Origin of the sequence: Methylobacterium sp. 092160098-2 (assembly GCF_028920805.1) — a bacterium.
Classification (GTDB): domain Bacteria; phylum Pseudomonadota; class Alphaproteobacteria; order Rhizobiales; family Beijerinckiaceae; genus Methylobacterium; species Methylobacterium fujisawaense.
Window position 1 is genome coordinate 713,904 of sequence record NZ_JAQPZJ010000002.1, and the last position, 23,172, is coordinate 737,075.

General features: G+C 64.8%; 23 protein-coding genes and 2 pseudogenes. 19 read left to right on the plus strand and 6 right to left on the minus strand.

Going from position 1 to position 23,172, the window contains the following annotated elements; genetic code table 11:
* Nucleotides 1-113: 113 nt before the first annotated feature.
* Genes ccmE through ccoS form a run of 3 tightly spaced genes read right to left on the minus strand, consistent with a single transcriptional unit; the run spans nt 114 to nt 977 of the window.
* The gene (ccmE, locus tag PQI07_RS28855) at nt 114-617 is read right to left on the minus strand and encodes a cytochrome c maturation protein CcmE (RefSeq protein WP_274928360.1); all 504 of its coding nucleotides are present in this window, start codon (nt 615-617) and stop codon (nt 114-116) included.
* A complete protein-coding gene (locus PQI07_RS28860) occupies nt 614-838 on the minus strand; it encodes a hypothetical protein (RefSeq protein WP_274928941.1) in 225 nt (74 codons plus the stop codon). The genes ccmE and PQI07_RS28860 overlap by 4 nt, the downstream gene beginning before the upstream one ends.
* On the minus strand, nt 807-977 hold the full coding sequence (gene ccoS / locus PQI07_RS37945; protein ID WP_446720988.1) for a cbb3-type cytochrome oxidase assembly protein CcoS: 171 nt from the start codon (nt 975-977) through the stop codon (nt 807-809). Before ccoS ends, PQI07_RS28860 begins: the two co-directional genes overlap by 32 nt.
* A 650-nt stretch (nt 978-1,627) precedes the next feature.
* On the opposite strand from ccoS, the gene PQI07_RS28870 reads away from it, so the two are divergent.
* The 6 genes and pseudogenes from PQI07_RS28870 to PQI07_RS28895 all read left to right on the plus strand — a co-directional run.
* A complete protein-coding gene (locus PQI07_RS28870) occupies nt 1,628-1,984 on the plus strand; it encodes a hypothetical protein (RefSeq protein ID WP_274928361.1) in 357 nt (118 codons plus the stop codon).
* Between the two features lie 172 nt (nt 1,985-2,156).
* The gene (locus PQI07_RS28875; RefSeq protein ID WP_274928362.1) at nt 2,157-2,408 is read left to right on the plus strand and encodes a hypothetical protein; all 252 of its coding nucleotides are present in this window, start codon (nt 2,157-2,159) and stop codon (nt 2,406-2,408) included.
* Nucleotides 2,409-3,040: 632 nt separating this feature from the next.
* A complete protein-coding gene (locus tag PQI07_RS28880; protein WP_274928363.1) occupies nt 3,041-3,235 on the plus strand; it encodes a response regulator in 195 nt (64 codons plus the stop codon).
* Nucleotides 3,236-3,398: 163 nt separating this feature from the next.
* Complete coding sequence (locus PQI07_RS28885; protein ID WP_274928364.1) at nt 3,399-4,424, plus strand: histone deacetylase family protein; 1,026 nt, start codon at nt 3,399-3,401, stop codon at nt 4,422-4,424.
* Between the two features lie 375 nt (nt 4,425-4,799).
* Nucleotides 4,800-4,979: pseudogene (locus PQI07_RS28890) on the plus strand (c-type cytochrome); the annotation flags it as partial.
* Nucleotides 4,980-5,203: 224 nt separating this feature from the next.
* Nucleotides 5,204-5,341, plus strand: a pseudogene (locus PQI07_RS28895) (divalent metal cation transporter); the annotation flags it as partial.
* A gap of 29 nt (nt 5,342-5,370) precedes the next feature.
* Here PQI07_RS28895 and PQI07_RS28900 read toward each other — a convergent pair.
* On the minus strand, nt 5,371-6,060 hold the full coding sequence (locus PQI07_RS28900) for a Crp/Fnr family transcriptional regulator (protein WP_274928365.1): 690 nt from the start codon (nt 6,058-6,060) through the stop codon (nt 5,371-5,373).
* Between the two features lie 478 nt (nt 6,061-6,538).
* Here PQI07_RS28900 and PQI07_RS28905 point away from each other — a divergent pair, with 478 nt between their 5' ends.
* From PQI07_RS28905 to PQI07_RS28930, 6 genes are read left to right on the plus strand one after another with little or no spacing between them, the layout of a single operon-like run.
* Nucleotides 6,539-6,730, plus strand: a complete 192-nt coding sequence (locus PQI07_RS28905; RefSeq protein WP_446720989.1) for a periplasmic nitrate reductase, NapE protein — start codon at nt 6,539-6,541, stop codon at nt 6,728-6,730.
* Between the two features lie 9 nt (nt 6,731-6,739).
* Nucleotides 6,740-7,048, plus strand: coding sequence for a chaperone NapD (locus tag PQI07_RS28910; protein ID WP_274928366.1), 309 nt, complete (start codon nt 6,740-6,742; stop codon nt 7,046-7,048).
* A 41-nt stretch (nt 7,049-7,089) separates the two neighbouring features.
* Nucleotides 7,090-9,606, plus strand: a complete 2,517-nt coding sequence (gene napA, locus PQI07_RS28915) for a nitrate reductase catalytic subunit NapA (protein ID WP_274928367.1) — start codon at nt 7,090-7,092, stop codon at nt 9,604-9,606.
* Complete coding sequence (locus PQI07_RS28920; RefSeq protein WP_274928916.1) at nt 9,606-10,064, plus strand: nitrate reductase cytochrome c-type subunit; 459 nt, start codon at nt 9,606-9,608, stop codon at nt 10,062-10,064. The genes napA and PQI07_RS28920 overlap by 1 nt, the downstream gene beginning before the upstream one ends.
* A gap of 1 nt (nt 10,065) precedes the next feature.
* Entirely contained in the window at nt 10,066-10,680 is a 615-nt protein-coding gene (locus tag PQI07_RS28925) for a NapC/NirT family cytochrome c (RefSeq protein WP_274928368.1), read from the plus strand.
* An 11-nt stretch (nt 10,681-10,691) separates the two neighbouring features.
* Nucleotides 10,692-11,177: a DUF4142 domain-containing protein gene (locus PQI07_RS28930; RefSeq protein WP_274928369.1), complete on the plus strand. Its 486-nt coding sequence runs from the start codon at nt 10,692-10,694 to the stop codon at nt 11,175-11,177.
* Nucleotides 11,178-11,777: 600 nt separating this feature from the next.
* On the opposite strand, the gene PQI07_RS28935 is transcribed toward PQI07_RS28930, so the two are convergent.
* Nucleotides 11,778-12,620, minus strand: a complete 843-nt coding sequence (locus PQI07_RS28935; RefSeq protein WP_274928370.1) for a ferritin-like domain-containing protein — start codon at nt 12,618-12,620, stop codon at nt 11,778-11,780.
* 238 nt (nt 12,621-12,858) lie between these two features.
* Between PQI07_RS28935 and PQI07_RS28940 the strand changes: the two genes are divergently transcribed.
* From PQI07_RS28940 to PQI07_RS28970, 7 genes are read left to right on the plus strand one after another with little or no spacing between them, the layout of a single operon-like run.
* On the plus strand, nt 12,859-15,183 hold the full coding sequence (locus PQI07_RS28940) for a 4Fe-4S binding protein (protein WP_446720990.1): 2,325 nt from the start codon (nt 12,859-12,861) through the stop codon (nt 15,181-15,183).
* A gap of 16 nt (nt 15,184-15,199) precedes the next feature.
* On the plus strand, nt 15,200-17,146 hold the full coding sequence (gene nosZ, locus PQI07_RS28945) for a TAT-dependent nitrous-oxide reductase (protein ID WP_274928371.1): 1,947 nt from the start codon (nt 15,200-15,202) through the stop codon (nt 17,144-17,146).
* A gap of 4 nt (nt 17,147-17,150) precedes the next feature.
* Nucleotides 17,151-18,536, plus strand: coding sequence for a nitrous oxide reductase family maturation protein NosD (locus tag PQI07_RS28950; protein WP_446720991.1), 1,386 nt, complete (start codon nt 17,151-17,153; stop codon nt 18,534-18,536).
* Nucleotides 18,533-19,441, plus strand: a complete 909-nt coding sequence (locus tag PQI07_RS28955; protein ID WP_274928372.1) for an ABC transporter ATP-binding protein — start codon at nt 18,533-18,535, stop codon at nt 19,439-19,441. The genes PQI07_RS28950 and PQI07_RS28955 overlap by 4 nt, the downstream gene beginning before the upstream one ends.
* Entirely contained in the window at nt 19,438-20,268 is an 831-nt protein-coding gene (locus PQI07_RS28960; RefSeq protein ID WP_274928373.1) for an ABC transporter permease, read from the plus strand. The genes PQI07_RS28955 and PQI07_RS28960 overlap by 4 nt, the downstream gene beginning before the upstream one ends.
* The gene (locus PQI07_RS28965) at nt 20,265-20,831 is read left to right on the plus strand and encodes a nitrous oxide reductase accessory protein NosL (RefSeq protein ID WP_274928374.1); all 567 of its coding nucleotides are present in this window, start codon (nt 20,265-20,267) and stop codon (nt 20,829-20,831) included. Before PQI07_RS28960 ends, PQI07_RS28965 begins: the two co-directional genes overlap by 4 nt.
* Before the next feature lie 8 nt (nt 20,832-20,839).
* Entirely contained in the window at nt 20,840-21,832 is a 993-nt protein-coding gene (locus PQI07_RS28970; protein ID WP_274928375.1) for an FAD:protein FMN transferase, read from the plus strand.
* Between the two features lie 957 nt (nt 21,833-22,789).
* Here the strand turns inward: PQI07_RS28970 and PQI07_RS37775 are convergent.
* On the minus strand, nt 22,790-23,134 hold the full coding sequence (locus tag PQI07_RS37775; RefSeq protein ID WP_342462662.1) for a cupin domain-containing protein: 345 nt from the start codon (nt 23,132-23,134) through the stop codon (nt 22,790-22,792).
* Nucleotides 23,135-23,172 lie beyond the last annotated feature (38 nt).

Genomic DNA, 23,172 nt, shown 5'->3' on the forward strand with positions numbered 1-23,172 from the left:
GGGGCGCTATGACTCCCCCGGGACTGCTCGCCGCGCGGTCGGCGTTTGCGAGGATATCCTGTCACGGTTGCAGGCGCGCAAGAACGCCGAGGCGCGCGAGGACTGCGGCATCATCACGGTCGAGGATCTCGACGCATTGACGTATGGCCTTCCGGGACCGGCACCTCCTGCGGCAGGGCGCGGCCCCCTTGCCAGTGCCCCTGCGCCTTGAGGGCGGCCGCGGCCTCGCGGGGCATGTAGGTTTCGTCGTGCTTGGCGAGCACGGTATCAGCGCGGAAGGTCCCGTTCGCGTCGAGCGACCCCTCTGCCACCACTCCCTGACCTTCCCGGAACAGGTCGGGCAGCAGGCCCCTGTACTCCACTGGGACCGTAGCGGCGGTATCGGTGACCGCGAAGATGACGCGCTGGTCGGGACCGCGGATCAAAGAGCCTTCCTTCACGAGCCCGCCGAGGCGGAAACGCGCGCCGGCCGCCATCCCCTGTGCGGCGACCTCGTTGGGCGAGCGGAAGAACACGATAGAGCCGCTCATCGCCGACAGGGTCAGCCCGGCCGCAAGGGCCAGCACGGTACCGCAGGCGGCGATCAGGAGGAGGCGGCGGGACTTGCGGCGCGTCATGGCGGTGCCTGCCGGCCCGGCCGTACGATCAGGTCTGTCGCCGGGAAGACCGGGCTCCGCCCACCGGAGAGGGTCAGGCCCGCGCCGGAGGCCGCCGCTTTCGTGAGCGCGCGGAAGGTCGTCGCCGCCACGATCCAGGCCCGGTGGATGACCTGGACGCGGTGCAGCCGCAGCGCGGCGGGCGCGCTGTCAGTCATCGTGGAGCGGGCGGTACTCGGCACCCTCGATGTCGTCGTACTGCCCGGTGCGCAGCGCCCAGAGAAAGGCGGCGATATCAATTGGACGCCTGATCGAGATCCGCTCAACGTGACAGGGGCAGGTGCGAGCGCGATGCGACGTCCCGCGCCACCGCCAGGGCATCTTCCCGAGCCGCCCGTCGCGTGAGACGCCAGGAGCGCGTACCGTCTTCGAACTGGGCGACGACCAACCAAGCCACTGGCCCGTCGCTCCAAGTCTTGGGTTCGACCTCGATCCCCGCCACCCGCGACAGCGCTTGCGAATGCGTCCGTGTCAGCCGGAACGGGCCCCACGCCCGCTCGGAGAGAAGGCCATATTTCGGGTCGACCGTAACCGTCCGATGAAAACCTAGCAGCGCCAAGAAGCGGGAGGCTGACCGCGAGCGCCCCCGCCGACACCAGCCACGGAAGAAGTGTCGTGGTCTCGAAGGTGGCGGCGCCGGTGCGCACGAGAAGCTCCCACGGTGCCAGGAGAGGGACAAGCCCGGCGACGCCCGGGATCGCACGCGCCCTGCCGCCGAATGCCTCCTCGAACTTTACGACCTTCTGCGCCGGGTTCGACATACCTGTCATTCCGCGTCCGTCCTCCGAAAACCACGCGCGTATAGGTGACGCCAAGTTCAAGTGGACCATGCTCTCGGACGGACGGGTTCCGAGTGCGCCAAGGCGCGTTTCCGTTCCTTGATCCAGCGCAAAGCTTGGCACTTCGTAGCGTCGCAGAAGACGGTGTCCGGTACGGTCACTACCTGCCCGACTGCTAAGGGAAACAAGAATATGCGTGCCTTACCTCCCCTCCTCGCCGCCGCCCTGTTTGCCTGCTCCGGCCTGCCGGTGCAGGCAACCCCCTGCGGACAGCAGGGCGGCGCCCTGCTGCGTCGTCTCGACAGTGTGGGCGCGGCGCGCGTGGCTGGCCTCGCACCCGGCCACACCCTGACCACCGGCTCGGTCAAAGCCCTGCCCCGCGCCCTGGCCGAGACACCCAGCGACCCGCAGCTGAAGCCCACCCGCGAGAATATCACGGCCGCCCGCCTGCTGATCCGTGAGGCGCTGGAGGAGGACCAAGAAGGCAATCAGCGTACCTGCGAGAACATCCTCACCGACGCCAAGCGCCTCATTGGGGCCCTCCCGTAGGACGGCTGCCACGCCGGTCACGGCGGACGGCCAGTGCGAGACGCCACCTCGATCAAGACCCCAGGTGGCGTTTGTAGGATGCCGGGACAGGCTTCCCGCTCCCGGGCACGGCTCGCCGTCGGGGCCGGGCGGCCGATCCGGCTCCGCTCCACTGACGCGAAGGAATTCCACTATGTTCGACGTCAAGCCCAATCACGGAACAAGCGAGGTCCGCCCGCTCGCTGCGACCGAAACCTACAGGGCCTTTCTGGTGGCCCAGTGCGGCCGCATCGTCGACATGGTCCCTTTGCAGGCCGATACGGAGGATGAGGCACGCCGCCAGGCCCTTGAGCTGTTTGGAGAGGAAGACGTGGTCGAACTCTGGGCCGGCCTCCACGTCTTGGCGCGGTTCGAGCGCGACGGCGCGGTGCATCCCAGGATCTGAACGCGTCGTCCGTTGGCTTCGCAGCGCGCTCCGGACGCCAGTAAGGGCCCCACCGACCGGCCACCGATGCGTGCGTCGTCGACGGCTTCTCGGTGCGACGGTGCACGGCATGCTGGGTCATGCCTGTCCCCTTCCAGTCGAGGCGAGGGCAGCCGGGCCGCGCGGCTGCCGGAATCGGGTGAAAGTCTCGATGCCCCTCATACGTCCGCGGCAGCAGAGCAGAGGCAGAGCAGAGGCAGAGCAAGCGCTGGTCACGCGGCGTGAGGGTCCCGAGCAGTCTGGTGAGCGCAGGCGCGTCTGGCGGGCACTGACGGCTTTAGTCATGGCGCGATACCGAGGATCGCGCCAGCCAGCCCGCCGCGCAAGGAACACGGCACCTCAATTGAGGCACATCAAGTCGTCGCTTCAGAATCTGGCCTAAGCGGGGGAGATCAGGCATCAGGTACTGTCATGGCAAAGCAAACAAGGCCGTTGCTGGTCGTCGACGACGATGAGGCTGTCCGACATTTTTTGAGGTTCGCACTCGAGCTCGAAGGCCTCGATGTACGTCTCTACCAGGGCACAGCCGACCTTCTCGGCGACGCGGCGCTGTCCGGCCGGGATGCTTGGTCGTAGATTACTGGATGCCCGACATGGACGCATTTCAGCTCGTCTGCCGGCTGCGGGAACGCAATATCGGCCTGCCAGCCATCCTAATTACAGGGCGCCCCTTAGACGATCTGCACCACCGCGCCGAGGCGGCCGGTTTTCGCTGCGTCGTAGAGAAGCCGTTCGAGGGCGGTTCACTTCTGGAGAGCATCCAGGACGCGCTGGCGGCCGACGTCTGAGGGATGTTCAAAGATCTCCGTAGCCCCTTGAGAAAACATCTGGGGTCTCGGATGAGCGGTGGTCGTGGGGTCACGATGCGCCGCTCGAAGGCTGCCGAGCAGACTGCTCTCGTCCCGAGGAATAGCGTGCTCGGACCGGGGCGAACCGAGAGGGAGGCTACGGATGACGACCCTGCACCTCACGCACGTGGCTGCACTCGCCCACCTGGGGCCGCCCTGGCATCCCGAGCGCGCCGACCGTATCAGAGCCGTCGAGTGCTGCCTGGAACAGGAACGCTTCGCCAGCCTCGTGCGCGAGCAAGCACACGTCGCCTCCGAGATCGCGCTGGGTCGCGCGCATGAGGAGGCTTACGTGGAGACCACGATAGAGGGCCTGAGGAACGAAACCCTGGCACTGGAGGACGAGGATACTCACGTCGCGGCCGCCACATTGGAGGCCGTGTTGCGCAGTGCCGGTGCCGCGGTGCAGGCCGTCGACGAGGTAATCACGGGGGCAGTCCGCAATGCCTTCTCGGCTATGCGGCCGCCCGGACACCATGCCGGCCGGGCGCGAGCTGCAGGCTTCTGCTTCTTCAACAACATCGCCGTCGCGGCTCGCCATGCTCAAGCGGTGCACGGCGCGGAGCGCGTCGCGATCCTGGATTGGGACGCGCACCACGGAGATGGAACTCAGCAGATATTCTGGAGCGATCCGAGCGTCCTCTTCTGCTCGACCCATCAATGGCCGTTCTATCCCGGCACCGGCGCGGCCTCCGAGCGTGGCGAGTACGATACGGTCGTGAACATGCCGCTTCCCGCCGGCGCCGACGGGGCTATATTCCGCGAGGCTCTCCGCACGACGGCACTCCCCCGCATCGCAGCTTTCCGGCCCGATCTCATCTTGATCTCGGCCGGCTTCGACGCGCATTGGCGCGACCCGATGACCAACCTCGCGCTCACGGAATCGGATTTCCGGTGGGCGACGGAGCGTGTCGTGGATCTCGCTGATCGAGCGTGCGGCGGACGTATCGTCTCTCTGCTGGAGGGCGGCTACGACCTGATCGGGTTGGCACGCTCGGTGGAAGCACACGTCACGGCCCTGCTCGAATCGCCCGATTGCCGCATCCAAGAGTCAGCTGGCAGTTCCCCGGAGCCCCTCGCTGCGGCCTGCGCACCACAAATTCCTAGTTGCAGACCCGCTCTCGCTTAAGACGAAGCTTCAGCGCCCTCCGCTTTCGTACGAGAACCGACCTAACGCACACGACAAGCGCTGGGCAAGCGCCAGAACCGGCATCTCATCCCTCAGCCTATCCGCTCTCATAGCGCTCTAATTAGTTGCGTCAGATAGTATGAGGTCGCTCTTGATCGGCATCGAAGCATAAAGGAAAGTCCTAATTTCGAGAACCGGGCTTTCTTCCGCTACGTTTCAGAGCTGAGCAAAAATAGCTGGAGAGTAGCCTTGCACCTGATCCGTGGTGTTACTGTTGCGTCTGCGCTAGTGGGCTCGGTTTTTGATTAGGCGCACAGGGTATCTCGAGCACCTCCGCCGGATACGAGGGGCGAGCGCGTGCTGGCCTGCGCTCCGCTGGAGGGGCAGCCTGCGGCCTACGTGAAGTCTCAGCTACACGCGTTTGCCTCAGGCGCGCGTCGCAACGACATCAGCCAGCAGATGCGCGACATCGCACGAAGATTGACCCCGGAAGAGATCGACCAAGCAGCGGAGTGGTACGCTTCGCAGCCCTCGACGACTATCCATACTCAGTGATGTTCACGGGTTAGCACGTTTGACTGCTATGAACGCGGCCCCATTCTGAGCTGCACCTCCTTTGCCCGGCCCGCCCGCCGCTTCTCGCGCCGCCGCGCATCGCCACGGGCAGCCGTGTGCCGAGCTCATCCAACGGTTCGCTGGAGACTCGCTCAGCCGGACGTGAACGCCCGTTATTGTCCCGGTTGAAATGCCGCTGCAGATCAACGGTGCAAGGGGACACGATGCAGGAAGCGCTGCGAGACGACGGTCCCGAAACCCCGAGCCCTGTCATAGGGCCCTCCAAGCCGCGCCTCCTACGCGTCCTCATCTCCGGGCTGATCACCGGGGCCTCGGACGATGATCCGAGCGGCGTCGCGACCTGTGGAAGCACTTTCAGCTTTGCAGTGCTTCAGCCGGCGATTTGGGTCAACCTGAGCAGCTCGACGACGATCACCCGTTCCCGACCTAGCCGCACGATTCCCTGCTTCTGCCAAGCACTGAGGATCCGGCTCACGGTAAAATAGGTGACACCCGTCATCTCAGCCATATCGTTCCGCGTGATAGGGTACGCGAGCTCAACGCCCTCCAAAGAGGTGTGCCCAATCTGGCTAGCCAAACTTAGGAGAACGCCGGCGAGCCGTGCCTCTACTCCCTTCGTGCTTAATTCTGTCACCCGCTCAATCATCTCCCGAGCGCGGCCTCCGACCGTCTTCAGCGCATTCGATGAGATTGCGGGATAGCGGCGTATCAGGTCGAGGATCTGCACCGCGCCCCAGCACCGGATGCTGCTAGGTTTGCGCGCGACGGCCGTCGCAGGAAAGGGGAATCGCTGGAAGACGGCGACGCAACCAACAAGCTCCCCGGGGCCCATAAACCGGAGTGTTGTCCGCTCGCCGTTCGGGCCGACTCGCGACAGCCTCACCAAACCGGTCACGACCTGGAAGAGTTGGTTGGGCTCATCACCTTGGTGGAAGAGGGTCATCCCCTCTGCAATCTGTCGGTGCGTGGCGGCATCCAGCAAGGCATCGGCCGCTTCGCGACCCAAATCATCGAATAGCACCCCCGTGGCTGCCCTCATCCTTTGCGGTGCTTGGTTCATCGCCGCCTTCTATATCCCATTCTACAGGTTACGAACCCTGCTTCTGCTGCGACGGAGCGATCAGCGCCGGCGAAGTCGCCCCCTGACAAGCTGAAGGTGTTCGAGGCTCGGGAAGCCCTGAGTTCCGTGCACTGCTCAGCCGGCGCGCGCATTGATCCGCCTCAAGGGTGAGCACCGGCGCCGTCACGCTCTGCGGGGACTAGGCGCACGCGGAATTTGGCACGGCCGGAGAGCTTGTTTGCGTGGAAGCAAAGAGCCAGCGACGCTTTCAACATAAAATAGCGGTGGCGGGCGCGCCTCGACGCCGGCGCTTCGGGAGGACGAACGAGTGGGAACGCGCGACCGGGTGCCTCCTGCTATCTGCGCCCTGCCGGACGGCCATGCCGGCGCAGGCGCCCTCCATCCGGTATCAGGCGCCTTTTGGCACCGCACGCTTGTGCCCGCTCCCTTCCGCTTCGAGCTCAACTGAGGGCAGCCCGTGCGAGACTTGCAAGTCCGAGAGGAGGCGGCGCGGGTTGCGCACACGCCGCCGTCACGCCTGCGCGAGCTGCTGACCTTCCTGCTCCTGGCGGTCCTGATCTGGCCATTCATCGCGGTCGGCGTCGTAGCCGGCTGGGGCTTCCTCGTCTGGATGTACTACGCGTTCACCGGTCCCCCAGGACCCGTCTAGGAGAAAGCGATGGCGCGTGAACAAGCATCTTGGTCCCGGCGGAACCTGCTGGGCGGCCGTCCAACCGCTGGTCTCGGGGCAGGTGGCGAACACCACGTCAGCGGACTGGTGGTTCACGCCCGACCCGAGCAGCTAGCTGCGGTGCTGGCCTCGCTGAGGGCAATACCGGGCCTAGACGTGCACGGGGATAGCCCAGTCGGGAAGATCGTCGCGACCCTGGAGACACCGACCGAGGACGACGTCGTACGGCGGCTGGGCGAGATCGGGGAGCTTCCCGGCGTCCTTTCCACCGCGCTCGTCTACCACCGCTTCGACTGAGGCGCGCCGGCCGGCGACGCCCCCGTATCCAGGAGTCAATCATGGACGTGTCTCGCCGAGCCCTGCTCAAGGCCCAAGCCGCAGCGGCGGCTGCTGCAGTCGCCTGTATCGACCTCCCAGCCGAGGCGCAGAACCTCGCGGCCGGCGACGATATCGCTCTCAAGTGGTCGAAGGCGCCGTGCCGCTTCTGCGGCACAGGATGCGGCGTGATGGTTGGGGTGAAGGACGGTCGAGTGGTGGCGACGCATGGCGACATGCAGGCTGAGGTCAATCGCGGCCTGAACTGCGTGAAGGGCTATTTCCTCTCGAAGATCATGTACGGAGCGGACCGGCTGACGCAGCCGCTAATGAGGGTGCGTGACGGTAAGTTCGACAAGAACGCCGAGCTGCAGCCAGTCTCCTGGGACCAAGCCTTCGACGAAATGGCCCGACAGTGGAAGCGCGTCCTGCAGGAGAAGGGGCCCAAGGCCGTTGGCATGTTCGGCTCCGGCCAGTGGACCATCTTCGAGGGCTATGCGGCGACCAAGCTCATGCGGGCTGGTTTTCGATCGAACAACCTCGATCCGAATGCCCGCCACTGCATGGCGTCAGCCGCAGTCGGCTTCATCCGCACCTTCGGCATGGACGAGCCGATGGGCTGCTACGACGATTTTGAGCATGCCGACGCCTTCGTGCTGTGGGGCTCGAACATGGCGGAGATGCACCCGATCCTATGGACGCGAGTCATCGACCGCCGCCTGAGCGCGCCGCACGTCCGCATCGCGACGCTCTCAACATACGAGCACCGCACGACCGATCTGTCGGACCAATCCCTGATCTTCCAGCCGGGGACGGACCTCGCCATCCTGAACTTCGTGGCGAACTACATCATCCAGAACGGCGCCGTGAACCGCGACTTCGTCGACCGGCACGTCAACTTCCGGGTTGCCAACACGAACATCGGCTACGGCCTCCGGCCCGAGCACGTGCTGGAGCAGCGCGCCACGCATGCCGACGAGGCCGCCGCTTCGCAACCGTCGAACTTCGATGCCTATGCCCGGATGGTAGGAGAGTACACCCTCGAAAAGACCGCCGAACTGACTGGGGTGTCGAGAGAGCGGCTGCTGACGCTCGCAAAGATGTACGCCGACCCGAAGACCAAAGTGATGTCGCTCTGGACGATGGGCTTCAACCAGCACGTCCGCGGTGTCTGGGCGAACCAGCTCGTCTACAACATCCATCTGTTGACCGGGAAGATCTCGGAGCCTGGGAACAGCCCCTTCTCACTGACAGGGCAGCCGTCGGCCTGCGGGACGGCTCGCGAGGTTGGCACCTTCTCGCACCGCCTACCCGCGGACATGCAGGTCAACAACCCCGAACACCGCAAGCATGCCGAGGAGATATGGAAGCTGCCTCCCGGCTTGTTGAACGGCGAGATCGGCTACCATGCCGTGCAGCAGGACCGCATGCTCAAGGACGGTAAGCTCAACGCTTATTGGATCATGTGCAACAACAACCTGCAGACAGCCCCCAACACAAATACCGAAACTTATCCGGGGTACCGCAACCCGGCCAACTTCATCGTCTGCTCGGATCCCTACCCGACCGTGACCGCGATGGCCGCGGACGTCGTGCTGCCCACGGCCATGTGGGTGGAGAAGGAGGGTGCCTACGGCAACGCCGAGCGCCGAACCCACATGTGGCGCCAGCTCGTCAACGGGCCCGGTGAGGCCCGGTCGGACCTGTGGCAACTGATGGAATTCTCGAAGCGGTTCACCACCGACGAGGTCTGGGCGCCGGAGATCCTGGCCGCCCATCCGGAGTACAAGGGCAAATCCCTTTTCGACGTGCTCTGGCACAACGGCAGCGTTGACGCCTTCGGCTTGGACGAGATCGCTGCGGGCTACGAGAATTTCGAAGCGAAGCAGTTCGGCTTCTACGTCCAGAAGGGCCTGTTCGAGGAGTACGCCTCGTTCGGGCGCGGGCACGGCCACGACCTCGCGCCTTTCGATCGCTACCACGAGGTTCGCGGCCTGCGTTGGCCCGTCGTCGATGGCAAGGAGACGCGCTGGCGCTATCGCGAGGGACACGACCCCTACGTCGAGAAGGGGACCGGCTGGCAGTTCTACGGAAACCCCGACCGCAGGGCGGTCGTCATGGCGGCACCCTACGAGCCGCCGGCCGAGTCGCCTGACCAAGAATACGACCTGTGGCTGGTTACGGGGCGCGTGCTGGAGCACTGGCATTCGGGCTCGATGACGATGCGGGTGCCTGAGCTCTACAGGGCCTTCACCGGCGCCGTGATGTTCATGCATCCGGATGATGCGCAGAAGCGCGGCCTCCGCCGCGGGCAGGAGGTGCGGATCGTATCGCGACGCGGCGAGATCCGCTCGCGGGTCGAGACACGGGGACGCAACAAGATGCCACCCGGGCGTGTTTTCGTTCCGTTCTTCGACGCCAGCCAGCTGATCAACAAGGCCACCCTGGACGCGACGGACCCGATATCGAAACAGACCGACTTCAAGAAGTGCGCCGTTAAGGTGATCGGCGTCGCCGTGACCGAGCGCGGAGCGGAATGATGCGTCGTCTTGTGCTCTCCGCCTGCGCCGGCGCGTCCTGCCTCCTCGCAGGAGCCCTGTTCGCGCAGGAGGCTCCCCGGTTGACCGGCCCCAACCCGTTCACCAAAGAAACGCCGGCTCCGCCGATGCAACGGCAGGTCACCGACGACGTTCGTCGCAAGCGTAACTACCCAGACCAGCCTCCTCTGATCCCGCACTCCATCGAGGGTTACGCGCTCGATCTGAACGCGAACAAGTGCCTTACCTGCCACGCCCGGAAGTTCACCGAGCAGTCGCAGGCGCCGATGATCAGCGTCACGCACTACCAAGATCGGGAAGGGAACACGCTCGGCGGGGTCTCGCCGCGCCGCTACTCATGTCTTGCCTGCCACGTGCCGCAGACCGGAGCGAAGCCGCTCGTCCCGAACACCTTCGTCGACATGGACGCTCTCGTCGAGCGCGAGCCTCGGGGGCGCTGAAATGGCGGCTATCGCGAGGGCGTGGACTTGGTTCTGGCTGAACCCCTGGGTGCGCACAGCCACGCGCCCCCCCGTCACCCTGTCGCTGGCCTTCCTGACGCTCGGCGGCTTCATCGCCGGCGTCCTGTTCTGGGGAGGTTTCAATACGGTCCTGGAGCACACGAACACAGAGAAATTCTGCACGTCGTGCCACGAGATGAGGTCGAACGTCTTCGAGGAGCTTAAGGGCACAATCCACTACGCCAACCGCTCGGGCGTTCGTGCGACCTGCCCCGACTGTCACGTGCCGCATCAATGGACCGATAAGATCGCGCGTAAGATGCAGGCCTCCAAGGAGGTCTGGGGGCACATCTTCGGCTCCATCGACACGCGCGACAAGTTCCTGGACCTGCGCCACCACCTGGCGGAACACGAATGGGCGCGGATGAAGGCCAACGATTCTTTGGAATGCCGCAACTGCCACAGCGCCCAGTCGATGGACGTGTCAAAGCAGAACCCGCGAGCGGCAGCAGCTCACGAGAAGGACCTGTTCACAGGTCAGAAGACGTGCATCGATTGTCACAAGGGCATCGCTCACAAGCTGCCTAACATGGAAGGGGTTCCGGGATGGCAATGACCGGCCGGTGCATGGCCTTCGCGGCATTGACTCTCTGGGTCTTGGGCGTGTCCAGACTGTATGCGGATGAGGCGACGAGCCGGTTCATCGAGTCCGCCTATGCGTCTGCTCAGTTCCAGGCTAAGATCTCGCGCATTACCGCGGCCAAGGACCCGCGGCCTGGCATCAAGGCCTTGGCCGAGCGCGTCCGCGATTTTCGAGCGTCGCAGGTGCCGGACCTGGCCCGGCTGGCAGAAGCGACCGGGGTGAGGGTGCGGGACACGCTCGACCTGGAACTGCGAAGCATCGTCGAGAATATCGAGCCGCTGGACTACCTAGCGCTTTCGCGACGCTATGCGGAAGTCGAGACGCAGGCCCTTGGCCGTGAGATCGCTGCCTACGAGGAGGCCACCCGGTCCGACGCGCAGCCGATCCGCGACTATGTCGCGACGACGCTGGGAAGACTGCGCGATCTGGAAATGGCGGCGAAGACCGAGCTCTCGGCTGTTGTGCCCTAAGAACGGTCGCGCGCTCCGTGGTTGCCGCGTTAGTCGGGCTAACTGGCCCACGCGTGGCAAGGCACGCTCGAAGGCGTAGGTTCAGCCGTGTTCGATGAGGGCAGAAGGCGTACCTCCAGTGTGTGCGGCGTGGTGGGGGTAAGAAAATGGCCCCGCCCCTTCAAATGCACCAAGCCACGCCAGCTACTCGCCCACAAGCGGATCTTTGAAGCAATAGTGTGGAAGATCCAGAAGAGATCGCTCAGGCTTTGGGAAGTCGGGCGCTGAAGGCCCTCCTCTTCGGTTCAGAGGCCGAGAGCAGACCGGCGGCCTTGGGCCGGCAGCTTTGCGCCCAACCTAGTCGTTCCCGGTGCTCGATGCCCTTCTCGAAAGCCGACGTTCGTGCTCCTTGTGGCCTCGAGGCGACAAGGCCGGCACCGTCGGAAGCTCCGAAACTAATCTCTACAAATCAAACTTGACTACCCCGGCAGATTTAACAAGTCCAGGTCAAGTTCGGGGCCGCTATATGGACATCGCGAAGAAATTCGCCACACCAGGACTGCGTTCTCTAGCCCAAGCGCCTCCATGCATGCGCTACGATTCTCTCGCCGGCAGGTATGTTCAGCGAAGTTGGTGGGTCACATCCCGGATCTTCGCCAATCTCAGGATAGCACGTTCCCCGAGCTCCTGTAGACGTGCTACCCTATGATAGTCGACGCTTTTCTCGGCTCCTTGTAGGTAGCCCTCGGCCAGCGCCTCAGCCAAAGACCCGGCCGAGTGAAATTGGGGCGGTGTCATGCTGAGCTCCAGGGGCGAAGCCAAGGCTCCGAGCATGTCCGTTTCCCGAGCGAGTTCGGCGACCACCTCGGCCGGCGCGGCCAAGCCGCCCTGATGCAACAGTGCGGCCAGCGCCGCCTCCAACTCGGCAGCGTCGGCCTTTGTGGCAAGCGCCGTCCCCTCCTCCCGCATGATATGAAAAGCACGGCGCCGCTCCTGCCGGAAGGTCGTGACGTGCTCCAGTTCCTCGCGCGCCATCGATTCAGCGGCCTGGCGCACAGCCTCGTTGCGCGTCTGAGCGGCGACATAGGACCAGAAGGCGAAGGCGCGCTCCTCGTTGTGGACAGCGATCGATAGCACGCGATAGGGCGTGAGGAGCTGCGATCCGGCGAGTTCGGCGGCGTCCTCGCGCTCGAAGGTTGGCGGCGGTGGCCAGCGTAGCCGTTCCAGCTCGGGCTTCCCGCCACCATTCGCTTGCGACCAGCGCGAGACGTTCGTTGCATGCCCGTGTTCCTCACCGGCAATTCGCTCGAACACTTCGGCGAGATCGGAACGATCCTGCCGCCGCATCAACTCTGCAAATTCTGCATAGCTGCGCGCCGCCTCGGTTTCCATCGTGTGAGCCAGCGCGAAGAAGTCGGCGAGGTTCTCGATCGTGCCGGCAGGCTCCGCTTTGAGGGGTGGCATGGTCGGTTCGCCTCCGGTTCCCGATGAGTCTGGCCCGAAAGCAGGGCGAGGTCGAGCTGATAAGCTCAGGTTGTGATGAGGAGTTTGATCTCGCGCAAAGACCTACCGGGCTGAAGTGGTAATCGAGCCATGCAGCCCGCGGCAATCGGACGGAGCTGAAATCTAACGGGGAGCCGATTTCCATGTCGCGTTGGCGTTGGTCTCTGCAAAGGTTCGGATTCACGCAGAGACGGCGATAATGCCCACGGACGGTTCCACAAGGTCGTTCCGCGGCTCGCTGGGCGTCCATGCGGCGCTCGTTCTGGCGGCATTGCTGTATGTGTGGAGCGCGGCGATGGCGGCCAACGCCGCCGGGTCCGCCCCGCTTGCGGATTACCTCACCAAGGCTCAGCCGAGCGAATTTTTCGCCGAGGCGGACCGCTTCGGCTCCCCTCTGGGCGATCCGCCCATTGCGCCCGTCTATGCCGGCAGCACGCTCAAGGGCTACGTCTACCTCAACACCGACTTTACCAACGCGACGGGCTATTCCGGCAAGCCCATTCAAATGCTCGTCGGCATCGACCCGCAGGGTGTGCTAAGGGGCCTGAAGCTGGTCGACCACAAGGAACCGATCGTTCTGATCGGCATCCCCGAGAAGCGCATCGTCACGGCAGTCAACACGCTGATCGGCAAGGATATGCGTCCGGTTGCCAGCGGCACGGAGCCCCTGCCTCAGGTCGATATCGTGAGCGGCGCGACGGTGACGGTGCTCGTCATCGGCGACAGCGTCGTGCGCTCGGCCGTCAAGTTGATCAGGAGTGGTCGTCTCGGCGGTGCGGCGGGCGCTGCCGTGGCGGCGACGGTCGGCAAGGCCGTCGATATGGACAAGAGCGAGGGCAAGGACTGGCAGACCCTGCTCGGCGACGGCTCGATCCGACGTCTCCGCCTGTCGGTCGCCGAGATCAACGAAGCCTTCTCCAAGTCCGGAAATGCAGGCGCGGCTGCGCATCCGGAGCCAGGCGCACCGGACGACACGTTCATCGATCTCTACGTCGCCCTGGTCTCGGTCCCGACGATCGGCCGCACCCTGCTCGGCGACGCGGGGTACGCCCGCCTGCGCTCGCAGTTGAAGCCGGGGCAGCAGGCTATCATCGTGGCCGGCGAGGGAACGTACTCGTTCAAGGGCGCGGCCTATGTCCGCGGCGGCATCTTCGATCGCATCGAGCTTCTGCAGGACGGCAGCGGCGTCCGCTTCCGCGACCGCAATCACACGCGCTTGGGAGACCTCGGCGGCGGCGCGCCCGATATGCCGGAGATCGGCCTGTTCACCATCCCGCCCGACTTTGCCTTCGACCCGACCGAGCCATGGCAATTGCGGCTTCTTGTGCAGCGGGCCGTGGGTGCGCGCGACAAGGCTTTTCTCACGTTCGACCTCGGCTATACGCTGCCGGAGAGCTACATCCGGCGGGAGCAGCGGGCCATCACCGTTGCCGATCAGCCGGCTTCCGCCAAAGCGCCCGCCGTCGACGCGCGACAGGGTGCTGCGCCGAGCCCGGCGGCAGCGGAGGCGAATGTCGCGGCGGCGGACGAGCCACTCTGGATGCGCATCTGGCGGTCGAGGGTCGTCTCGATCGCCATCACGGCCGCAGCGCTTCTCACGCTCACCGGCATCTTCTTCTTCCAGGATGCCCTGGTGAAGCGCCCGCGCATCTACGTCTGGGTGCGCCGCGCCTTCCTGCTGTTCACGTTGGTATGGTTGGGCTGGTACGCCAATGCCCAGCTCTCGGTGGTGAACGTTCTCACCTTCACCAACGCGCTGGTGACGGGCTTCCATTGGGATTTCTTCCTGGCGGCGCCCCTGATTTTCATCCTGTGGGCAGCGGTCGCCGCGGGCCTGCTGTTCTGGGGGCGAGGTCCCTTCTGCGGATGGCTCTGTCCATTCGGCGCGCTGCAGGAGCTCGCCAACAACCTGGCTCAGTGGCTGAAAGTACCGCAGATCAAGGTTCCGTGGGGGCTGCACGAGCGCCTCTGGCCCATCAAGTATGTCATCTTCCTCGGCCTGTTCGGGATGTCGCTCTACTCGGTCGCCATGGCTGAGACGCTCGCGGAAGTGGAGCCGTTCAAGACAGCCATCATCCTGAAATTCCTGCGCGATTGGCCGTTCACGCTCTACGCGGCCGCACTATTGGCGGCGGGGCTTTTCGTCGAGCGTTTCTTCTGCCGGTACCTGTGCCCCCTCGGCGCCGCGCTCGCCATTCCGGGGCGGATCCGGACATTCGAATGGCTCAAGCGCTGGCGGGAATGCGGCTCGCCCTGCCAACGCTGCGCCAAAGAGTGCCCTGTCCAGTCGATCCATCCCGAGGGGCACATCAACGTCAACGAGTGCATCTACTGCATGCACTGCCAGGAACTCTACCATGACGATCACCGGTGCCCGCACATGATCCAGGTGCGGCTGAAGCGCGAGAAATTCGAAGCGCTCAGCTCGCCCCCGCCGCGGCGCGGTAGCGGTGCGAAGCCTGTCATGACCGTGAACGGCAAGCCTGTCGCCGAACCGGCCCAACCTGTCGCCGACCAAACCTGACGTAGGAGAACGTCGCATGTCCGACACGTCCGATCATTCAAAGCTGAGCCGCAGGCAGCTGCTCGGCACCACGGCTGCCGTGGCGGCAGCCGGCACTGCGGGGACTTTCGGCGGGGCTGCCGCCACGCGCGGGCTCGTCGCGTCGGCCGAGGCGCAGACCCGGCCCGCCGCGCGGCCGGCCGTCGCGAGCGGGCCGAACAAGACCGAGGTAAAGCCCGGCGAGTTGGACGAATATTACGTCTTCTTCTCCAGCGGCCAGAGCGGCGAGCTGCGCATCGTCGGCCTGCCTTCGATGCGCGAACTGATACGCGTGCCGGTGTTCAACCGCGACAGTGCCACCGGCTGGGGACTGACGGACCAGAGCCGCAAGGTGCTGACCGAGGGTCTGCTACCCGAGACCAGGGAGTTCCTGAAGACCCGCGGCGGCGTTTACCACAACGGGGACCTGCACCACCCGCACCTCTCCTTCACCGATGGCACTTATGACGGGCGCTATTGCTTCGTGAACGACAAGGCCAACACCCGTGTGGCCCGTATCCGCCTCGACGTGATGCGCTGTGATAAGATCATAGAGCTGCCCAACCAGCACACCGTGCACGGCCTGCGTGTACAGAAGTATCCACGCACCGGCTATGTCTTCTGCAACGGCGAGGACCGTGTGCCGGTGCCGAACGACGGCAAGGTGCTGGACAACAACAAGCAATATCACGCCATCTTCACGGCGGTAGACGGCGACACGATGCAGGTCGCCTGGCAAGTGATGGTCGACGGAAACCTCGACAACGTAGATGCCGACTATCAGGGTAAGTATGCCTTCGCGACCTGCTACAACTCGGAGGAAGGCGTCACGCTGGCGGAGATGACCGCCAAGGAGCAGGATTGGGTCGTCATCTTCAATCTCAAGCGCATTGAGGAAGCGGTGCGCAATGGCGAGGCGAAGACGGTCGGCGGCGTCCCGATGGTGGACGGTCGCAAGGGCTCACCCTTCACCCGTTACGTGCCGGTCTCGAACAGCCCGCATGGCATGAATACTGCGCCGGACGGTATCCACGTCGTCGCGAACGGAAAACTGTCGCCGACCGTGACGGTGATGGATGTCCGCCTCTTCGACGACCTGTTCGACGACAAGATCAAGCCGCGCGACGTGGTCGTCGCCGAGCCCGAACTGGGTCTCGGCCCGCTGCACACGGCCTATGACGGAAGTGGCAACGCCTATACGACCCTGTTCATCGACAGCCAAGTGGTGAAGTGGAACATCGAGAAGGCCAAGCAGGCCTATAAGGGCGCCAAGATCGATCCGATTATCCAGAAGCTCGACGTCCAGTATCAGCCGGGCCACAACCACACCTCCATGGGCCAGACCAAGGAAGCTGATGGCAAGTGGCTGATTTCGCTCAACAAGTTTTCCAAGGACCGCTTTCTCAACGTCGGCCCGCTGAAGCCCGAGAACGACCAGCTGATCGACATTTCGGGAGACAAGATGGTGGTCGTGCACGACGGCCCGAGCTTCGCCGAGCCGCATGACGCCACCATCGTACACCGCTCCAAGATCAACCCGGTCTCGATCTGGGACCGAGCCGACGCCTTCTTCGCCGATCAGGTGAAGCAGGCCCAGGCGGACGGGATCAAGCTGGAGGAGGACAACAAGGTCATCCGCGACGACAACAAAGTGCGCGTCTACATGACGTCGACGGCGCCGGCCTTCGGCCTCGACTCCTTCACGGTCAAGCAAGGCGACGAGGTGACGGTCAACGTCACCAATATCGATGCGGTCGAGGACCTGACGCACGGCTTCTCCATCGTGAACTACGGCATTCAGATGGAAGTCGCGCCGCAGGCGACCGCCTCGGTCACTTTCACAGCAGATCGACCCGGCGTTTACTGGTATTACTGCTCCTGGTTCTGCCACGCGATGCACATGGAGATGAAAGGACGGATGTTCGTGGAGCCCAAGAACGTCTGACGTCATGAGCGAGGTGCTGCACAAGGGCCGGTGGATGCTGGCGGCGGTGGTTGCCGCCGGCACGGTCCTGCCGGCTCGGGCGGAGCGACGGGCGGTTTCGCCTGCGGCCGGCTCACCGCAGCAGGCCGTCGATGCGGCTCACGACGGCGACACGATCGTCATGAAGAGCGGGCGTTACGCGGGCCCGATCGTGATCGGAAAACGGCTGGCAATCGAGGGCGAGCCTGGCGCGGTGGTGGAAGGCAACGGCAGCGGCAGCGTCATTACCGTGACGTCGCCCGGGGTCGCCCTCAGCGGGCTGGAGGTTCGCGGCTCCGGGACGGACCTGGAGCGGATGGATTCCGGGATCTTCCTCGCCGAGGAGGCGAAGGGGACGCGTGTGGAGCGCAACCGCATCGTCGGCAATCTCTTCGGCGTCTACGTGCACGGCGCCGGGGATGCCCTCGTGCGCCACAACACGATTATCGGCATTCAGGCCGGACGGATCGCCGAGGCGGGCAATGGCGTGTCGGTCTGGAACGCGCCCGGGGCGCAGGTCGTAGACAACGAGATCAGCTTCGGCCGCGACGGCATCTTCACCATCAGCAGCAAGCACAACGTGTTCTCCCGCAACAATTTTCACGATCTGCGGTTCGCCGTGCATTATATGTATACCAATGACAGCCAGATCATCGGCAATGTCTCGACCGGCAATGCAGTCGGCTATGCAATCATGTTCTCAAACCGACTGGTGGTACGCGGCAACATCTCCGATCACGATCGCGACGACGGCTTCCTCTTCAACTATGCCAACGGATCCGAGGTAACCGGCAACATGGTGCTGGGTGGGCCGCAACCGGCCGATCGGTGGACGAGCCGCGGCCAGCGTTCCGCGCCAGAGCACGGTATTCCGGCGGCGGAGCCCGCGGCCGAATCGGTTGGCGGCACGCGGATCGGCCCGGAGAAATGCGTCTTCATCTACAACGCCAACCAGAACCGGTTCCGCGACAACTGGTTCGAGGGCTGCGAGATCGGCATTCACTTCACGGCCGGCTCGGAAGGTAACCAAGTGTCCGGCAACGCCTTCGTGGCCAATCGCAACCAGGTGAAATATGTCGGGACGCGCTATCTCGACTGGTCGGCCGGCGGGCGTGGCAATTACTGGAGCGACAATCCGGGTTTCGACCTCGACGGAGACGGGCTCGCCGACACGGCGTACCGGCCCAACGACATCGTCGACAAGGTGCTCTGGACGGCGCCCGCCGCCAAGGTTCTGGTCAATTCCCCGGCGGTCCAGGTGATCCGCTGGGCGCAATCGCAGTTTCCGGCACTGCTGCCAGGCGGTGTCGTCGACACCAAGCCTTTGATCTCGCCGCCCACGAAACCGACTCGATTGGGACCGGCCCGATGACCGCAGCGGTTGAAATGATGGGCGTGACGAAGCTCTACGGCGCCGCCGAGGCGGTGCGCGACGTGAGCTTTGCGCTGCCCCCGGGAGCGGTGGCGCTCGTCGGTCATAACGGCGCCGGCAAGACGACCCTTATGAAACTAATGCTCGGCCTGATCCGCGCCAGCGCCGGAAGCGTCAAGGTGCTCGGCGAGAACCCCGCCGCCGGACAGTTCGCGGCGCGACGGCGGCTTGGCTATCTGCCCGAGAACGTGTCGTTCAACGCGGCACTGACCGGGCGCGAGACCTTGGCCTTCTATGCGCGGCTGAAGCGCGAGCGGGTGGCGGCCAGTTTGGCCCTCCTCGACCGGGTCGGGCTCGGAGAAGCCGCCCAGCGTCGCGTCGGCACCTATTCCAAGGGAATGCGGCAGCGCCTGGGTCTAGCCCAGGCCCTGATCGGCGAGCCCGAGGTGCTGCTCCTTGACGAGCCGACGACCGGCCTCGACCCGGCTCTTCGGCTTGCCTTCTACGACATCGTGCGCGAGTTCGCCGGCCGCGGCGCGACGGTGCTGCTCTCCTCTCACGCGCTGAGCGAGCTGGAAGACCGCGCCGACCGGGTCATCATCATGGATCGCGGCTGCGTGGTGGCGAGCGGCTCGCTTGACGAACTGCGCCGCCTGGCGCGCTTGCCCGTGCGCATCCGAATCCGGCCGCGAGTGGCAGCGGACCCGGCTCTGCCGGAGGGCCTGCCGGCCCCGCGCCGCCTCGCCTTCGGAATGCTGGAGTTCGAGGTGCCGGCCGAGCGTAAGATCGTGGTTCTGCAGGCGCTGCTCTGCGGCGGGGCTCCGCCCGAGGACATCGACGTGCTCGCGCCGACGCTCGACGATCTCTACGCCCATTTCCTGCGCAATCGGGAGCCTGCAGCATGAGGGCGATGCTGATCATGGCTCGCAAGGAGGTGCAGGAAGCCCTGCGCAACCGCTGGGTGCTCGCGACCACACTCCTGATGGCCGGGCTGTCCCTAGCGCTGACGTTTCTCGGCAGCGCTCCCACCGGCAGCGTCGGCGTGCGCGCACTCGACGTGGTGGTCGTCAGCCTGTCCAGCCTGACCATCTTCCTGCTGCCGCTGATCGCGCTCTTGCTCGCGCATGACGCGATCGTTGGCGAGATGGAACGCGGCACGATGCTGCTGCTGCTTAGCTATCCGATCGGACGCGCCCAGGTAGTGCTCGGCAAGTTCTTAGGCCACCTCTCGATCCTGGCTTTCGCCACGCTGCTCGGCTACGGCGCCGCCGCGGTGGCGCTGCTGCTCACCGGCGCCGAGATCCAGGCCGCAAGCTGGTTCGCCTTCGCCGCCCTGATCGGCTCGTCGATCGCGCTCGGTGCCGTCTTCGTGGCGCTAGGCTATCTCGTCAGCGCCCTATCGGGCAGTCGCGGCACGGCAGCCGGGATCGCCATTGGGATTTGGCTCACGCTCGTCCTCATCTACGACATGGCGCTGCTCGGGCTCCTGGTGGTCGATCAGGGTCGGGTAGTTTCCGCGGGTCTCCTCAACGTTTTGCTGTTGCTCAACCCGACCGACATCTACCGACTCGTGAACTTGGCGGGGCTCGGAACTGTCAGCTCGTTCTCCGGAATGGCCGGCCTGACGGCGAGCGCCGCCCTGAGCCCATCGGTTCTCATTCTGGGCCTGTGCCTGTGGACAGCGCTTCCGCTCACTGCGGCGGCGCTGTCCTTCTCCCGGAGGGAATTATGAGGCGGCTTGGCCTGATCTGGGCGGCTGTGGCCGCGCTCCTGGCTGCCGGATGCAATCCGCAGATCCGGACCGAGACACCGCAACCTTTCGCTCTTACGGCCGACGCAATGGGCCATTATTGCGGCATGAACGTGCTGGAGCATCCCGGTCCCAAAGGACAGATCTTGCTGAAGAGCCGGATCGAGCCCGTCTGGTTCTCCTCGGCGCGCGACGCCCTGGCCTTCACGATGCTGCCGGATGAGCCGAAGGACATCCTGGCCATCTACGTTTCAGATATGGGTAAGGCCGCGTCATGGGCGAAGCCGGGCGCCGACGATTGGATCGAGGCGCGCTCCGCCTGGTTTGTCGTCGGCAGCTCGGCGCGGGGCGGCATGGGAGTTGAGGAAATCGTGCCCTTCTCCGACAGGCAGGAGGCGCACAGTTTCGCTGCCGAGAAGGGGGGGCGGGTGCTGAACTTTGCCGAGGTGCCGCCGTCGGAAGTCCTCGCCGCCGGCGGCGCCCCTCCCGGCGCTGCCGCTGACCGTATCGGCGCTCTCGGCGAGGCTGGACACGACGCTCGATGAGGCATGCCATGACCCGCGTGACCCGCCGCCGCTTCCTGAGCATCAGCGCCGCTTCCACCGGTCTGGCAGTGCTGCCGCTGGGCGGCGCGCCGAAGGCCGAGGCGGCGCTCGCGACCTGGCGGGGGCAGGCACTGGGCGCGATCTGCAAGCTGCAGATCCATCATGAGGACCGCGCTGCGGCGGAAAGGCTGATCGGCCGTGTGGTCCAGGAGGTGCGCCGGCTGGAAGCCATGTTCAGCCTCTACGACGAGACTTCGATGCTGGTTGCATTGAACCGCTCCGGCTTCGTCGAGGCGCCACCGCCGGAATTCATCGAGTTGCTGCGGGTAGCCGAGAGCGTGTCGCAGGCGACCGGAGGAGCCTTCGACGTAACGGTTCAGCCGCTCTGGGTGCTCTATCGAGCGCATTTTTCGAAGCCGGACGCTGACCCCGCCGGTCCGGCGGAAGCTGCCCGCCGGGAGGTTCTGCAGAGGATTGGTCACGAGAAGCTGCTGTTCGGCCCGGGCCGGGTGGCCTTGCGTCGTGGCATGGCGATCACCTTCAACGGCATCGCGCAGGGCTTCGTAACCGATAAAGTCGTCGACCTATTGCGCAGCGCAGGCGTGGACACGAGCGTTGTCGACATGGGCGAGACACGCGTACTTGGCACTCGTCCCGACGGAGATCCGTGGCAGGTCGGGATCGAGGATCCGCAGCGTCCCGGCCAGACGGCCGCGGTGCTGCCGCTCACCGACCGTGCTCTGGCAACCTCGGGGGCCTATGGTTTCCGCTTCGACACAAACGGCCGCTTCAATCACCTCTTTGACCCGGCCACCGGCGGCTGCGCGGCGCGGTATCAGAGCGTGAGCGTGCTCGCACGTACCGCAACCGTTGCTGACGCGTTGTCGACGGCGTTCAGCTTCATGCGCCCGGAGGCAATGCCTGCCGTCGCCCGTTCGCACGGGGCGGAATCCGTCCACCTGATCGGTGAACACGGCACCACGACCCAAATCGCGGTCTGAAGCCGGGTCGCAGAGCCGTGCGACCCAAACTAGCCGTACCGATCCGCGCCCACTGTCGCCGTTCAGGCCTGCTACCGTCTTGGGAATATCCCATCGAGCGCAGACACCCTCGGACTGCCCAGAAGTCCAACCACCGGCTGGCAAAGCTTGGCCGGTGGCGAGTACCCGAAGCGCACTGTCGGTTGCCTACGGCCACGCTACGCGATTAGGAGCTGATTCTCTGCTTCAACCCGTTGCAGAAGGTGGCTCTGCCGCATTTTCGGGCGAAGAAAGCGCGCAGTGCCTCAGACAGGCTCCTACACTCCCGCAGGTGGTTCTTTCGCCAGACCGCGGGCGTATAGCTTCGCCAGGAGGCTCCAAAGGTCGAAGCGTTCGCCTTCCTGGAGCTGCAGAATGCGGGCGTCGATCGCCTGCCGCGCGGCTTCGGCAAATTCCTCGATCTGCTCGGCCGTGGCAGAGCCCTCGCTTGCTAGCGCACCCGCTCACCAACACCGCCCGGCTTTGTCTAACCCGTACTCTGCGTCCGCCCGCAGGGCGACACAGGCCCTGCGATACGCGGTTCAGACCAACGTCTGATCAGCCGGCAGAGTCGTGATCGGCAATGGCGCCGCCCCTCACCTTACAGGGCTGGCATTGCTACGGCTGCAGTGAGGGCCGCCGTGTAGCCAGCCGCAACGGAGATGACGACGATGAAGGATACGCGATCGAATATGGCCGTCAAAATTGCACCGTCCGCCGCGCCGTGCCCGCAGGGCAGTCCTGTGGCGCGCCTGCCGTGTTTGGAAAGACGCCGATGGTCACCGTCCTTGAAGCCGTCCGGCTGGCCCAGGCCGCCCCTGAACCGCCAAAAAAGGGCGCTCAGCGGTCTAGAGCGTGTTACGAACTCGGGCCTAAGTGCCTGAAAGCGATCATCAATCCAACTAATCACCGTGCAAAAAACCGTTGCATCTTAAAGAGTTAGCGTTGGTGCGTAACACGCTCTAGTAGGATCGTGAGGAGCAAGGATGAGTCCTCAACGCCCCTCACAGAATGCGTTGCGCCGCCATCCAGATAGACCCATTGGCCAGCTGAGAGTTCGAGCGTGCAATCGGCGAGGCCGAGCAACACACGCCCTTCAAGGCAATGAAGCGTAATGTTTCCGGAAACCTGATGTGGCGGAATCTCCCTACCCGCCGGAACGATCAGGCGGACAGCCTCGAAGGCGTCGCACTTCACGATCGCTGTGGTGCGGCTTTCGCGGAGGCTGTCTCCGAGGGGCTGCAGGTCCACCACTTCTCCTGGCCCAGCATGATGTACCGCCATTCGTCACCTTCCACTGCAAGGCCGCTTCCACCACGGAC

Coding starts and splice junctions, on each gene's coding strand:
- ccmE (WP_274928360.1), bottom strand. CDS start 617: ATGACGCGCCGCAAGTCCCGCCGCCTCCTCCTGATCGCCGCCTGCGGT.
- ccoS (WP_446720988.1), bottom strand. CDS start 977: ATGCCCTGGCGGTGGCGCGGGACGTCGCATCGCGCTCGCACCTGCCCC.
- PQI07_RS28870 (WP_274928361.1), top strand. CDS start 1,628: ATGCGTGCCTTACCTCCCCTCCTCGCCGCCGCCCTGTTTGCCTGCTCC.
- PQI07_RS28875 (WP_274928362.1), top strand. CDS start 2,157: ATGTTCGACGTCAAGCCCAATCACGGAACAAGCGAGGTCCGCCCGCTC.
- PQI07_RS28880 (WP_274928363.1), top strand. CDS start 3,041: ATGGACGCATTTCAGCTCGTCTGCCGGCTGCGGGAACGCAATATCGGC.
- PQI07_RS28885 (WP_274928364.1), top strand. CDS start 3,399: ATGACGACCCTGCACCTCACGCACGTGGCTGCACTCGCCCACCTGGGG.
- PQI07_RS28900 (WP_274928365.1), bottom strand. CDS start 6,060: ATGAACCAAGCACCGCAAAGGATGAGGGCAGCCACGGGGGTGCTATTC.
- PQI07_RS28910 (WP_274928366.1), top strand. CDS start 6,740: ATGGCGCGTGAACAAGCATCTTGGTCCCGGCGGAACCTGCTGGGCGGC.
- napA (WP_274928367.1), top strand. CDS start 7,090: ATGGACGTGTCTCGCCGAGCCCTGCTCAAGGCCCAAGCCGCAGCGGCG.
- PQI07_RS28920 (WP_274928916.1), top strand. CDS start 9,606: ATGCGTCGTCTTGTGCTCTCCGCCTGCGCCGGCGCGTCCTGCCTCCTC.
- PQI07_RS28925 (WP_274928368.1), top strand. CDS start 10,066: ATGGCGGCTATCGCGAGGGCGTGGACTTGGTTCTGGCTGAACCCCTGG.
- PQI07_RS28930 (WP_274928369.1), top strand. CDS start 10,692: ATGGCCTTCGCGGCATTGACTCTCTGGGTCTTGGGCGTGTCCAGACTG.
- PQI07_RS28935 (WP_274928370.1), bottom strand. CDS start 12,620: ATGCCACCCCTCAAAGCGGAGCCTGCCGGCACGATCGAGAACCTCGCC.
- PQI07_RS28940 (WP_446720990.1), top strand. CDS start 12,859: ATGCCCACGGACGGTTCCACAAGGTCGTTCCGCGGCTCGCTGGGCGTC.
- nosZ (WP_274928371.1), top strand. CDS start 15,200: ATGTCCGACACGTCCGATCATTCAAAGCTGAGCCGCAGGCAGCTGCTC.
- PQI07_RS28950 (WP_446720991.1), top strand. CDS start 17,151: ATGAGCGAGGTGCTGCACAAGGGCCGGTGGATGCTGGCGGCGGTGGTT.
- PQI07_RS28955 (WP_274928372.1), top strand. CDS start 18,533: ATGACCGCAGCGGTTGAAATGATGGGCGTGACGAAGCTCTACGGCGCC.
- PQI07_RS28960 (WP_274928373.1), top strand. CDS start 19,438: ATGAGGGCGATGCTGATCATGGCTCGCAAGGAGGTGCAGGAAGCCCTG.
- PQI07_RS28965 (WP_274928374.1), top strand. CDS start 20,265: ATGAGGCGGCTTGGCCTGATCTGGGCGGCTGTGGCCGCGCTCCTGGCT.
- PQI07_RS28970 (WP_274928375.1), top strand. CDS start 20,840: ATGACCCGCGTGACCCGCCGCCGCTTCCTGAGCATCAGCGCCGCTTCC.
- PQI07_RS37775 (WP_342462662.1), bottom strand. CDS start 23,134: ATGGCGGTACATCATGCTGGGCCAGGAGAAGTGGTGGACCTGCAGCCC.